Raw genomic sequence first — 13,241 nt, forward strand, 5'->3', positions numbered from 1 at the left:
CCGAGACCACCTGGCACGCCGCCACCACCGAACTCACCCGCCGCCGCACCGCCCTGCAAACCTTCGGCTTCCCCCTCCCCGACCACGACAGTGAGGGCGGCAACGGCACGGACGGCGACGCTGCTGCTCGTGACTGCGCCGATGGCGCTGCGGGTGCGCCCGGGGCGATGTGTTTCCCGCCCGCGACCTGGGAGGACGGCACCCCGGTCCCGTTCACCGTGATCGCCGTCGCCCTGTGCGACTGCGAGATCACCCGCATCGTCCTGGACGCCCAGGGGACCCCGGTGAACCTGGGCCGCACCCAACGCCGCTACACCGGGGCCCTGCGCCGCGCGGTCATCGCCCGCGACCGCCACTGCTCCTGGCCCGGCTGCGCCCTGAACGCCCGCTGGTGCCAGATCCACCACCTGCTCCACTGGGGCCGCGACCACGGCGAGACGTCCGCCGACAACGGCGTGCTGCTGTGCGACTTCCACCACCACGAAACCCACCGCCGCGACCTGACCATCACCCGCCACCCCAAGCACACCCCCGGATACACCGGCGACGGCATCGCCCTGGTCAGCTACCAGTTCCGCGACCGGAACGGACACCCGATCGGACGAGAAGCCGCACGCCATGGCGGGCACGACCCTGGGGACGGCGGCCGGGCTGGACCGCCGCCCGGGCTTGCGCCACCCCCGCCACAAGGAGCGGCGCCGCCGCCGACCGGACTGCCTGCCCCGCCGCCGGCGCCGCCGTCAACCAATGAAGCATCGCGATCGGGGTGGGGATCGACTCTCCAGCCACCGGACGAGCTCGACCTGGGCGGTCTTGGTGATGACGACCTCGTCGGCACGTGATGAGCGGTCCGGGTCGCCAACCCCGCGGGCTGACCGACGGCGCTCGCCTGACAAGTGCCGGAGCCGTCCGCGGGTGCACGGACACGGACACGGACACGGGACCGTTCACGGTTCGCCCCAGGGCTCCTCGGCGGTTGGAGGTGGCGTCAGGTTCCGGCTGGGGCGTGGGCCAGTACCGCGTCGAGCAGGCGGATTGCCGCCGCCTTTTCGAGCGGGTTGTTGGCGTTGCCGCACTTCGGCGATTGCACGCAGGCGGGGCAACCGGACGCGCACCGGCACGTGGCGATCGCCTCGCGGGTCGCCCGCAACCAGGTCGCACCCAGCCGGAAGCCGCGTTCGGCGAAGCCGGCACCGCCGGGGTATCCGTCATAGACGAAGACCGTGGCCTGCTCGGTGTCGACGTGCAGGGCGGTCGATACACCGCCGAGGTCCCAGCGGTCGCAGGTCGCGAGGAGGGGGAGGAGCCCGATCGACGCGTGCTCCGCCGCGTGCAGGGCCCCGGGAGCGACCTCAGCGGTGATTCCCGCCTCCGTCAGGACGGATGCCGGTGCGGTCCACCAGACCGCGGTGGTCGTCAGAGTCCGGGCGGGCAGGTCGAGGGTCTCGGTGCCCAGCACCCGCATCTCGGGGATCTTCTTGCGCTGGAAGCTCATGACCTGTGTTGTGACGTCGACCTGGCCGAATCCCCAGGTCACCGGCCCCCAGTCTCGTTCCTCGGTGGTGGCGCGGATCTCTATGGAAGTCATCCACCGCGCCCAGGTTCCGAAGTCGACGGTGCGCTGCCCGACGAGCGCGACGCTGTCGGCCAAGTTGAGCTCGTTCACGACAAACGTGGTGCCCTGGTGCACGTAGACGGCGCCCGGATGAACAGTCGCGTCCGCCGCCGCCGCATCGACGGTGCCGAGCATCCGCCCGGTCGACTCCTCGACGACGCGCACCGGGTCGCCGCCGGTCCCGCGGAGGTTGGTGAGCCGGGCCGCGCTTTCGTGGTGGGTCCAGTACCAACCCGAGGGGCGCCGCCGCAGAGCCCCCCGTTCGACCAGCACGTCGAGCAGCGCGCGGGTGTCGGCGCCGAAGAGCGCGAGCTCCTCCGCCCGCAGCGGGAGCTCGGCCGCGGCCGCGCAGAGGTGCGGGGCGAGCACGTACGGGTTCGCTGGGTCGAAGACGGTGGCCTCGACCGGTGTCGCGAAGATCGCCTCCGGGTGGTGCACGAGGAACGTGTCGAGCGGGTCCTCCCGCGCGACCAGCGCGACGAGACCGTCGGCACCCGCCCGGCCCGCTCGCCCCGCCTGCTGCCAGAGGGACACCCGGGTGCCGGGCCAGCCCGCGATGAGGACGACGTCGAGCCCCGAGATGTCGACCCCGAGCTCGAGGGCATTGGTGGTCGCGAGCGCGCGCAGCGTGCCGTTGCGGATCGACGCCTCGAGGGCCCGTCGCTCCTCGGGCAGGTAGCCACCGCGGTACGCGGCCACCTGGCCGGCGAGCCGGCGATCGACGGCGATCAGGTGCCGTTGGGTGACGGTCGCGACCGACTCGGCCGCGCGTCGGGACCGGGTGAACGCGAGGGTGCGCGCCCCCGCGACCGTGAGGTCGGCGAGCAGCTCGGCGATCTCCGCGGTGGCCGACCGGCGGGGGCGCTCCGGGTCGTCCTCGACCGCGCTCCAGGGCGATGCATCGGCGCCGGCCCCGGTGCCGGTGCCGGTGCCGCGGCGGGGACCGACCGGGCCGGGGTCGGCGCCGCCGACGGTCGCCCACGGGTCGGCGCCGCCGACGTCGGTCGCCCACGGGTCGATCTCGAGCGGAGCGCTGGACCACGGCGCGGCCGCGCCGGGCAGCTCGGGCGGCTGCCACAGGGCGAAGGTCTTGCGCCCGGCGGGCGACGCGTCGGCGGTCACCGCGACGACGTCGTCCGCGTCGACCCCCAGCAGGCGTGCCGCGCTGGCGGCCGGGTCAGACGTGGTGGCCGAGGCGAGCACGAACGTCGGTCCCGGTCCGGTGCCGTAGTACTCCGCCAGTCGGCGCAGTCGGCGCAGCACCAGGGCCACGTGGGCGCCGAAGACGCCGCGGAACGCATGGCATTCGTCGACGACGACGTAGCGCAACGACGCCAGCAGCCGGGCCCAGCGGCGATGGCCCGGCAGCAGGGCGAAGTGCAGGAAGTCGGGATTGGTGAGCACGACGTCGGCGTAGTCCTGGACCCAGCGACGCTCCGAGACTGCCGTGTCCCCGTCGCAGGTCGCCACCCGCAGATCCCGGGAGTGCGCCGCGGTGAGCAGGCGGTCGAGCGCGACGAGCTGGTCGGCTGCCAGCGCCTTGGTGGGGCAGAGGTACAGCACCGAACCCCGCCGCTGCACCGATTCGATCCGGCCGGGGTCGAGGATCCCGGCGCCGATGTCCGCCCGCACGGCGGTCAGGGCCGGGAGCCAGAACGCGAGGGACTTGCCCGATCCCGTGGACGTGGCGATCACCGTGTGTCGGCCCGACCAGGCGGCGTCGGCCGCCTCGGCCTGGTGCCGCCACGGACGCTCGACCCCCAGCGCGCGGTACCCGGCGACGATCGAGCGGTCGGCCCAGGCGGGCCAGTCGACCTGCTCGCCGGCTCGCGCCGGGATGTGCTCGACATGGGTGAGCCGGTCGGCCCGGCGTCCGCCCGCGCGCAGCACGTCGAGCAGCGCGTCCGTGTCACTCACCGGCTGACCACGCCACATTCTCCCATCGCATGTGCGCAGGCGAGTTGCCCGATGCGGGTTCGCGGGCCTCCGTTTGGTTGAATGTGTCGCAGCATCCAAGGGGGTGAGTCATGGAACTCTCAGTCACAAGCCGCGAACGCGGTGACTTCACCGTCGTGGAGGTCTCGGGCGAGGTCGACGTGTACACAGCGGCCGTGCTTCGCGAGAAGCTGGCGGACCTGATCGACGCCGAGCACACCGACATTATCGTCGACCTGACCGGAGTGGGTTTTCTCGACTCCACCGGGCTCGGCGTGCTCGTGGGTGCGCTCAAGAAGATCCGGGGTTTCGGTGGCCGGCTGCAGTTGGTCATCGACCAGGAGAAGGTCTTGAAGGTCTTCCGGATCACCGCGCTCACTCAGGTGTTCACCATCCACCCCGCGATCGAGGATGCGCTCGCTGGTTGACCGGCCCGGCGGCAATAGTGACGGTTTGCCGGATTGCCCTGACTAGACTTCGCCTCGACCGCACGGCAATGACGCCGCGTGGCCCCGGGGCCAGGAACGACACAGGCCACGCAGTCGTCAAGGAGGACGGATGCTCACGCTCGGTTCCACGAGCCTCACCATCGTCAGCATCGTTGCCGCCATCGCCGTCGCCTGTCTGTTCTTCGCGATCGTGCTCCGCCGTCAGGTGCTCGCGGCCGACGAGGGCACCCAGAAGATGCAAGACATCGCCGCAGCGATCCAGGAGGGTGCGGCGGCGTACCTGAACCGACAGTTCCGCACGCTCGCCCTGTTCGCCGTGATCGTGTTCGCCCTGCTGTTCCTCCTGCCCGGAGACGCCGGGATCCGGATCGGTCGATCGATGTTCTTCCTGCTCGGGGCCGGTGCCTCGGCCGCGATCGGCTACCTGGGCATGTGGCTCGCGACCCGGGCCAACGTGCGCGTCGCTGCGGTCGCCTCGCTGCCCGGCGGGCGCGCCGAGGGTGCCCAGATCGCGTTCCGGACCGGCGGGGTCGTCGGCATGTGCGTCGTCGGCTTCGGCCTGGCCGGGGCCGCGTCCGTCGTGCTCCTCTACAAGGGCGACGCCCCCGCGGTGCTCGAGGGCTTCGGCTTCGGCGCGGCGCTGCTGGCGATGTTCATGCGGGTCGGCGGCGGCATCTTCACCAAGGCGGCCGACGTCGGCGCCGACCTCGTCGGAAAGGTCGAGCAGGGCATCCCGGAGGACGACCCGCGCAACGCTGCGACGATCGCCGACAACGTGGGCGACAACGTCGGCGACTGCGCCGGCATGGCCGCGGACCTGTTCGAGTCGTATGCCGTGACGCTCGTCGCCGCGCTGATCCTGGGCAAGGCCGCGTTCGGCGAGCAGGGCCTCGTCTTCCCGCTGATCGTGCCGGCCATCGGCGCGCTCACCGCCGTGCTCGGCGTCCTGATCACCCGCGTCCGGGGCCAGGAGAGCGGCCTCGCGGCCATCAACCGCGGGTTCTACATCTCGGCCGCGGTCGCCGCCGTGCTCTCGGGGATCGCCGCATTCGTCTACCTGCCGTCCACCATGGCCGACCTGCCCGGCATCGGGGCCGCGCTCGCCGAGAACACCGCCGACCCCCGCCTGATCTCCACCGGCGCGGTCATCATCGGGATCGTGCTCGCGGGGATCATCCTCAAGCTCACCGGCTACTTCACCGGCACCACCTCGAAGCCCACGCTGCACGTCGCCCGGACCTCGCTCACGGGCGCGGCGACCGTCGTGCTGTCCGGGATGGGCGTCGGCTTCGAGTCGACCGCGTACACCGCGGGCATCATCGCCGCGGCGATCTGTGCGGCGTTCCTGCTCTCGGGCGGCTCGGTCGTGCTCGCGCTGTTCCTCATCGCCCTGGCCGGGTGCGGCCTGCTGACGACCGTCGGGGTGATCGTCGCGATGGACACCTTCGGGCCGGTCAGCGACAACGCCCAGGGCATCGCCGAGATGTCGGGCGACGTCACGCCCGAGGGCGCGAAGGTCCTCACCGACCTCGACGCCGTCGGCAACACGACCAAGGCCGTGACCAAGGGCATCGCGATCTCGACCGCCGTGCTCGCCGCCACCGCGTTGTTCGGCTCCTACGCCGACACCGTCACGACGTCCCTGGCCGAGCTCGGGAGCGAGGCCGAGGTCGGTGGGATCCCCGCCGCGATGCTCGCGTACGACATCATCTCGCCCATCACCCTGGTCGGGGTGATCCTGGGCGGCGCGACCGTGTTCCTGTTCTCGGGGCTGCTGATCGACGCGGTCACCCGGGCCGCCGGCGCGATCGTGTTCGAGGTGCGCCGTCAGTTCCGCGACAACCCCGGGATCATGACCGGTGAGGTCCGGCCCGAGTACGGCAAGGTCGTCGACATCTGCACGCGTGACTCGCTCCGTGAGCTCGCCACCCCGGGTCTGCTCGCCGCCTCCGCGCCCATCGCCGTCGGCTTCGGGCTCGGCGTGGGCCCGCTCGCCGGGTTCCTCGCGGGGGCGATCGCGACCGGCGTGCTCATGGCGGTGTTCCTGGCGAACTCCGGCGGATCGTGGGACAACGCCAAGAAGATCGTCGAGGACGGCCACTACGGCGGCAAGAACTCGCCGGCGCACGAAGCCGTCGTCATCGGCGACACCGTCGGTGACCCGTTCAAGGACACGGCCGGGCCGGCGATCAACCCGCTCATCAAGGTGATGAACCTGGTCTCGTTGCTCATCGCGCCCGCGATCGTCGCGGTGACCGTCGGGGAGAACGCGAGCACGCCGGTGCGGCTCGGGATCGCCGTCGTGGCCGCCGCCGTCGCCTTCGGTGCGGTGATCGCGTCCCGGCTGCGGGCGGCCAGGTTGGGTGCCGAGGTCGAGTCGCACGCTGTCGCCGCGAACACCCCCCAGCCCGGCTGACGTGGTGCCGGCAACCATCCGGCGGTGAGGTGGGGCGATGGGCCGGCTGCGCGTGATGACGTACAACATCAAGGGGTGCAAGCTCGACCAGGCGGCGCTCGTCGAGGTCATCAGGGCCGCGGCGCCCGACGTCCTGGGCATCCAGGAGCCGCCCCGCGGTCCGTTCGGGCGGCGTCGGCTGCGGCGCCTCGCTGCCGACTGCGGCCTGCAGGTCGCGGTCGGCGGGCACGGCGCACGCACGACGGCGCTGCTCGTCGCCCCGGGAGTCGACGTCACCGCGGCGCGCGCGTACCGCCTGCCGTGGCACCTGGGCCGCACGCGACGGGGGTACTCGGTCGCCCGCGTCGACGGGGTCCTGGTCGTCGTGGTGCATCTGGCCCTGGCGAGCGCCGAACGCCTCGATCACGTCGACCGGATCCTCGGCGGGCCGGCGTCGGCACCCGGGCCGCGCGTCGTCGTCGGCGACGTGAACGAGGTGCCCGGCGGCCCCACCTGGCTCCGGCTGACCCGGGAGCTGCGCGACGCCGTGGATCCACCACGGCCGACGTTCTCGGCGCTGCGGCCGCGCCGTCGCCTGGACGCCGTACTGATCAGCCCCGCGGTGGGCGTGACCGGCTCGAGCGTGCCCGACGACGCCGCGACCCGCCGGGCGAGCGACCACCTCCCGATCGTCGTCGACCTCACGACGTAGGTCACCGGTCGACGTCGCGCGGTACGACGTCGCGCGGTACGACGTCGCGCGGTACGACGTCCCGGCGTCACGTCCCGCGGAGTCGGTGTCCCGCGGTGTCGACGGCATCCACTGCCGGCGCGGGAGAATGGCGCGTGACCACGAATGACGCAGTGCCCCGGGCAGCGACCCACCCGTCGACCGACGCTCCGCGGACCGAACCGGCCCTGCTCGACGCGTTGCGCGCCGACCTCACCGGTGCCGGGTACACCGTGCCCGCCGTCGAAGACCTGCTCGGCCCGCTCGCGTCCGCGGCGCTGCACCGCGAGGAGCCGCTGCCGGCGCTGCGTGCCACCGCCCGGGTGATGGCCGGCCGTGACGCGCGGCTCGCCGCCCTGGTCCGGCTTTTCGTGCTCGGAGCCGAGGTCCCGCGGGAGGCGGTCGAGCAGGCATTCGCCCGGTCGGGGGTCGACGGCGCCGTGCGCCTCGGGCTGGTCGAGGCGGCGGGATCGCAAGGCAATGACGTCGTCCGCGCGGTCGTCGACCTGCGCCCCTACGAGGCCGCGGATGCCGCGGGGACCGTCGACTGGTGGCTCGCGTCCGACCTCGGCGAGCTCGCGACCGGTCGGGCCTTGCGCACCGACCACGTCCTCGGCGTCGGCGGGGCCTCGACCACGCTCGCACAGGTGACGGTCCGCGACCGGCGCGACCGGGTCCTCGACCTGGGTACCGGCTGCGGCATCCAGGCGCTGCACGCGTCCCGGCACTCCCGCGCGGTGACGGGCACCGACATCTCGGCCCGCGCGCTCGCGTTCGCCCGGTTCAACGCGGCCCTGGCCGGCGTGGGGCCGGATCGGCTCGAGCTGCGCGCGGGCTCGATGCTCGAGCCGGTCGCCGGCGAGCGGTTCGACCTGGTCGTGTCGAACCCGCCGTTCGTGATCACCCCGCGAGCGGCCGGCGTCCCCGAGTACGACTACCGCGACGGCGGGCGCGCGGGTGACGCGATCGTGCGGGAGCTCGTGACCGGGGTCGGTGCCGTGCTCGAACCCGGCGGCGTCGCCCAGCTGCTCGGCAACTGGGAGGTCCGCAGCGGTGAGGCGTGGCACGAGCGGGTCGGGGAGTGGCTCGACGCCGCGGGCCTGGACGGCTGGGTCATCCAGCGCGAGCTCCAGGACCCCGCCGAGTACGCCGAGACCTGGATCCGCGACGGTGGCTCGACCCCCGATCGCGACCGTGCCGCGTGGGCCGCGCAGTACGCGGCCTGGCTCGACGACTTCGCCTCGCGCGACGTCGCCGGGATCGGTTTCGGCATCATCACCCTGCGGCGCCCGCTCGCCGGTCCGCCGACGCTGCGTCGGCTCGAGGAGCAGACCGGCGCCCTGCACCAACCCCTCGGCGCGCACCTGGCGGCGAACCTGGCCGCGCACGACTGGCTCGAGTCGACCGACGACGCCGCGCTCGCCGCCGCGCACCTGACCGTGGCCGGCGACGTCACCGAGGAGCGCTACTTCACCCCCGGCAGCGCCGACCCGAGCGTCGTCCTCGTGCGCCAGGGCGGCGGGCTCGGCCGCGCGGTCCAGGCCGGCACCGCGCTCGCGGGCTTCGTGGGCGCGTGCGACGGCGAGCTCGCCGTCGGGCAGCTCGTGGGCGGGATCGCCGCGCTGCTCGGGGTCGCGGCCGACGACGTCGCGGCGGACGTCCTGCCCTCGCTCCGCGGCCTGGTGCGCGACGGGCTGCTGCTGGTCACCCCGTGATTCACAGGTAGTACATGGGTTGGTGCTGGGGAGAGCCCAGGACCCGTTCCTATCGTCTGTGGCGTCCAGGTAGGCGCACGTCGTCAGGGAGACCATGCTCAAGCTGTTGCGGCGAACCCGCGTCCGAACCCGGGTGTCCGCCGGGATCCTCACCGTCATCGTCGCCGTGACGGGGGTGTACTGGTTCGGCATCCGGGACGCCTCGGCGAGCACGACGGCACCCGAGGTGACGAGTCAGGCCGTCGCTGCGAGCCTCACCACGCTCGAGCAGAGCGTCGCGGCGAGCGGGACCGTGACCCCCACCGTCCAGGAGGACGTCAGCTTCGCGTCGGGCGGCACCGTCACGGCGGTCGCCGTCGCGGCGGGCCAGACGGTCACCGCGGGGCAGACGCTTGCGACCATCGACACCCTCAATCTCAACGCCGACCTGCTCGCCGCGAAGGCGACCCTCGCCTCGGCGGCCGCGAAGCTGTCCGACGCGCAGGACGACGACGACGGCACCGACGCCTCGGCGGCGCAGATCGCGGCCAGCTCGGCGCAGGTCGACGTCGCGCAGGCGGAGGTGGACACCGCGACCGAGGCGATGGCGGGCTCGACCCTCACCGCTCCGGTCGCCGGGCTGCTCACCGAGGTCAACCTCACGGTCGGCGAGGCGGTCACCGGGTCCGCCTCGTCGTCGGGCACGGGAAGTGGCGCCGGCGCCGGCGCGACGGCCGGCGCGACCACGACCGCCACCACGACCTCGAGCGCCCAGTTCGTCATCGTCGGTACCGACAGCTGGCAGCTCGACCTCACGGTCGACGACGCCGACGTCGCCCTCATCGCGGTCGCCGACCAGGTCGAGATCACGCTGGACGGCGCGGAGGCCCCGATCTTCGGGACGGTCGCCGAGATCGGCCTGATCTCGACGTCCACCGGCGGGGTCGCCGGCTTCCCCGTCGCGGTCGCGGTCACCGGCGCCCCGGCGGGGTTGTACGACGGCGTCTCGGCCGACGCGGTGATCGTCTACGAACGCCGCGTCGACGTTCTCACGGTCCCGAGCGGCGCGGTCCGCACGGTCGACGGCGAGTCGACCGTCACCCAGGCGGGCACGGGCGACGACGCCGCGGACATCACCACGGTCGTGACCGTGGGGGACACCGTGGACCAGATGACCGAGATCCTCACCGGCCTCGTGGAGGGCGACGAGGTGCTCGTGACGGTCGTCACGGCGTCGACCCAGCAGGAGGGCACGGAGCAGGACTCCACGCAGGAGCGGGGTACCGGGGAGTTCCCGTCCGACTTCCCCGCCGGCGGGATGCCCGGCGGCATGGTTCCGGGGGCGCCGTCCAATGGCTGAAGCCCTCTCGTTCGACACCGGCACCGACACCGACACCGGCACCGACACCCGGTCCGCCCCGCGCCCGGCCGGCCGCCACGGCGCCGACCCCGTCATCGACCTTCATGGCGCGGGCAAGACCTATCGCACCGGAACGCTCGAGTACGAGGCGCTGCGCGGGATCGACCTGCAGATCCACGAGGGCGAGTACGTCGCCATCATGGGACCGTCCGGGTCCGGCAAGTCGACCCTGATGAACATCATCGGGTGCCTCGACACCCTCACCGCCGGCGAGTACCACCTCAGCGGCGACGACGTCAGCGAGCTCGACGAGGTCGAGCTGGCCCAGATCCGCAACCGGCGGATCGGGTTCGTGTTCCAGCAGTTCAACCTGCTGGCGTCGCTGCCCGCCTGGCGCAACGTCGAGCTGCCGCTGATGTACGGCCGGGTGCCGATGCACGAGCGCAAGCAGCGCGCGATCGAGGCCCTCGAGCGCGTCGGACTGGGGGACAGGCTCGCAAACCGCCCCGGTGAGCTGTCCGGCGGTCAGCAGCAGCGGGTCGCGGTGGCCCGAGCGCTCGTGGGCGAACCGTCGCTGATCCTGGCCGACGAACCCACCGGCAACCTCGACTCGACCTCCACGACCGACGTGCTCGGGCTGTTCGACGAGCTCCACGCGCAAGGACGCACGCTCGTGCTGATCACGCACGAGCTCGAGGTCGCGCAGCGGGCCCGACGGATCGTCTGGGTCCGCGACGGCCGCATCCACACCGACGAGGTGAACGGCCGATGAGCTGGACCGAGACCCTGCGCACCGGCCTGTCCGCGGTGCGCGCCCACGGTCTGCGATCGACCCTGACCGTCCTCGGGATCCTCATCGGCATCGCCGCGGTGATCCTCACGGTCGGGCTCGGCCTCGGCACGCAGAAGGACGTGTCGGCGCAGATCAGCGCGCTGGGCAGCAACCTGCTCATCGTCACGCCGGGGAGCAGCACGGACACGTCGGGGATGCGCGGCGGCTTCGGGTCGAGCGCCACGCTCACCCGCGCCGACGCCGCGGCACTCACCTCCGAGGTCACGGCCCCGGATGTCGCGGCGGTGGCCGCGGAGAAGACCAGCTCGCTGTCCGTCGAGACGAGCTCGACGAACTGGACCACGTCGGTGGTCGGCACGAGCGCGGCGTGGACCGACGTCCGTGGCCGCGAGCTCGCCTCGGGTGCGTTCTTCACGGCCGACGACGACGCCGCGGGCGCGGCCGTCGTCGTGCTCGGGTCGCAGACCGCCACGGAGCTGTTCGGCACGACCGACGCCGTCGGGCAGGTGGTGACGATCGAGGACCTCACCTTCACGGTCGTCGGCGTGCTGACCGAGGAGGGTGCGGACGCCGCGAGCGACCTCGACGACCTGGCGGTCATCCCGCTGTCGACGATGGCGGACCAGGTCGTGGGCGGGACGGATCGCAACTCCGTCTCCACGATCTACCTGCAGGCCGAGTCGACCGATCAGCTCTCGGCCGCGAACCAGGAGGCCGAGACCCTCCTGCTCAACCTGCACTCGATCAGCAGCGTGGACGACGCCGACTTCTCGATCAACAGCCAGGACTCGCTGGTCAGCACGGCCACGGCCGTCTACCGGACGTTGACCGTGCTGCTCACCGGGATCGCGGGCCTGTCGCTGCTGGTCGGGGGGATCGGGGTCATGAACATCATGCTGGTCTCGGTCACCGAACGGACCCGGGAGATCGGGCTGCGCAAGGCGCTCGGCGCCCCGCCGTGGGCGATCCGGCGCCAGTTCCTCGTCGAGGCGACGGTGCTCGGGCTCGCCGGTGGCGTGCTCGGCGCCGGGCTCGGGATCGTCGCGGCCCGGGTCCTGCCGGACCTGCTGGACACGTCGATCGTCGTCTCGGGCGTCGCCGTCGCCGGATCCATCGCCATCGCGATGGCGATCGGCCTCGTGTTCGGCGTCTATCCGGCCACCCGAGCCGCGCGGCTCGCTCCGATCGATGCGCTCCGCAGTGAGTGACGCGGCAGCGAGTGACGCACCCGTCCGTACGACTTCCGTTCTTCCGGCACGACGTCAGGAGCCCCCCATGTCCAGCTCGACCTCCCTCACCCGCTCGAAAACCCGGCTCGCCGTCCCCGCCGTCGCGATCGCCCTGCTCCTGCTGACCGGGTGCTCCGGCGCGACCGAGTCCAGCGCCGCGGCCGAGCCGACCGCGGCCACCCAGGACGAGGCGACGTCCGACCGGGGTGTCGGGGGCATGCCCGACGGCGGCGGCGGCGTGAGCGGCACCATCGCGGCCGTCACCGGCGCGGTGCTGCAGGTCCAGAGCACCGACACGCAGACCGCCGTCACCTACACCGACGCGACCGTGATCACCCAGACGGTCGGTGCGACGCTCGATCAGGTCACGGTCGGCTCGTGCATCGTGGCCTCGTCGCAGTCCGCGGCCGACGATGCCGCGACCGACGACACCGCGACCGACGACACCGCGACCGACGACACCGCGGCCGACGATGCCGCGGCCGACGTGGCGACGACCGTACGCATCACCGCCGCCGTGGATGGGGCCTGCGCGACCGGGTTCGGCGGGGGGCCGATGGCGGGCGGCACGGCACCGACGGACCTGCCGACGGATATGCCGACCGACGGCGACATGCCGGCCGACATGCCGACCGACATGCCGGCGGACCTGCCGACCGACGGCGCGATGCCGGGCGGCTTCGGGCAGCGGGTGAGCGGCCTCGTCACCGCCGTCCTCGGTACGACCATCACCGTCCAGGTCACCGGCCAGGACGGTGCGACCACGTCCGAGACGGTTGAGGTCAGCGCCGCAGACGCGACCGCCACCACCTACACGTCGACCATGGCGGCCGATGCCACGGCGATCGTCGTCGGGCAGTGCGCCACGGCACAGGGGGAGAGCGACGACAGCGGCCAGCTGACCGCGACGACGCTCGCCCTGTCGGTCGCCGACGACGGCGGCTGCTCGCAGGCCACCGGGATGGGCGGGATGGGTGGCGGCATGGATCGTCGCCCCACCGGAGACGCGGCCAGCGATGACTGAGCGTCCGGCGACAGAGC

General features: G+C 72.8%; 10 protein-coding genes. 9 read left to right on the forward strand and 1 reads right to left on the reverse strand.

Annotated features, from left to right (window positions below):
* On the forward strand, positions 1-842 hold an 842-nt coding region (locus EUA98_RS07820), incomplete at its 5' end, for an HNH endonuclease signature motif containing protein (RefSeq protein ID WP_130102121.1).
* Between the two features lie 146 nt (positions 843-988).
* Here EUA98_RS07820 and EUA98_RS07825 read toward each other — a convergent pair.
* Positions 989-3,550 (reverse strand): DEAD/DEAH box helicase, encoded by a 2,562-nt coding sequence (locus EUA98_RS07825; protein ID WP_130102122.1) that lies wholly within the window; start codon positions 3,548-3,550, stop codon positions 989-991.
* A 92-nt stretch (positions 3,551-3,642) separates the two neighbouring features.
* Here EUA98_RS07825 and EUA98_RS07830 point away from each other — a divergent pair, with 92 nt between their 5' ends.
* The 8 genes from EUA98_RS07830 to EUA98_RS07865 all read left to right on the forward strand — a co-directional run bounded on the left by EUA98_RS07830 (position 3,643) and on the right by EUA98_RS07865 (position 13,224).
* Positions 3,643-3,978: an STAS domain-containing protein gene (locus EUA98_RS07830; RefSeq protein ID WP_130102123.1), complete on the forward strand. Its 336-nt coding sequence runs from the start codon at positions 3,643-3,645 to the stop codon at positions 3,976-3,978.
* A 130-nt stretch (positions 3,979-4,108) separates the two neighbouring features.
* Positions 4,109-6,415: a sodium-translocating pyrophosphatase gene (locus EUA98_RS07835; RefSeq protein WP_130102124.1), complete on the forward strand. Its 2,307-nt coding sequence runs from the start codon at positions 4,109-4,111 to the stop codon at positions 6,413-6,415.
* 37 nt (positions 6,416-6,452) lie between these two features.
* Positions 6,453-7,106, forward strand: coding sequence for an endonuclease/exonuclease/phosphatase family protein (locus EUA98_RS07840; protein ID WP_130102125.1), 654 nt, complete (start codon positions 6,453-6,455; stop codon positions 7,104-7,106).
* A 134-nt stretch (positions 7,107-7,240) separates the two neighbouring features.
* A complete protein-coding gene (locus EUA98_RS07845; RefSeq protein WP_242511339.1) occupies positions 7,241-8,839 on the forward strand; it encodes a DUF7059 domain-containing protein in 1,599 nt (532 codons plus the stop codon).
* 94 nt (positions 8,840-8,933) lie between these two features.
* Positions 8,934-10,178 (forward strand): efflux RND transporter periplasmic adaptor subunit, encoded by a 1,245-nt coding sequence (locus tag EUA98_RS07850; RefSeq protein WP_130102126.1) that lies wholly within the window; start codon positions 8,934-8,936, stop codon positions 10,176-10,178.
* The gene (locus tag EUA98_RS07855; protein ID WP_130102127.1) at positions 10,171-10,950 is read left to right on the forward strand and encodes an ABC transporter ATP-binding protein; all 780 of its coding nucleotides are present in this window, start codon (positions 10,171-10,173) and stop codon (positions 10,948-10,950) included. Before EUA98_RS07850 ends, EUA98_RS07855 begins: the two co-directional genes overlap by 8 nt.
* Entirely contained in the window at positions 10,947-12,179 is a 1,233-nt protein-coding gene (locus EUA98_RS07860) for an ABC transporter permease (RefSeq protein ID WP_130102128.1), read from the forward strand. The genes EUA98_RS07855 and EUA98_RS07860 overlap by 4 nt, the downstream gene beginning before the upstream one ends.
* Positions 12,180-12,246: 67 nt before the next feature.
* A complete protein-coding gene (locus EUA98_RS07865) occupies positions 12,247-13,224 on the forward strand; it encodes a hypothetical protein (protein WP_130102129.1) in 978 nt (325 codons plus the stop codon).
* Positions 13,225-13,241: the final 17 nt, after the last annotated feature.

It is taken from the genome of Pengzhenrongella frigida (genome assembly GCF_004168625.1).
In the GTDB taxonomy this organism is placed as follows: domain Bacteria; phylum Actinomycetota; class Actinomycetes; order Actinomycetales; family Cellulomonadaceae; genus Pengzhenrongella; species Pengzhenrongella frigida.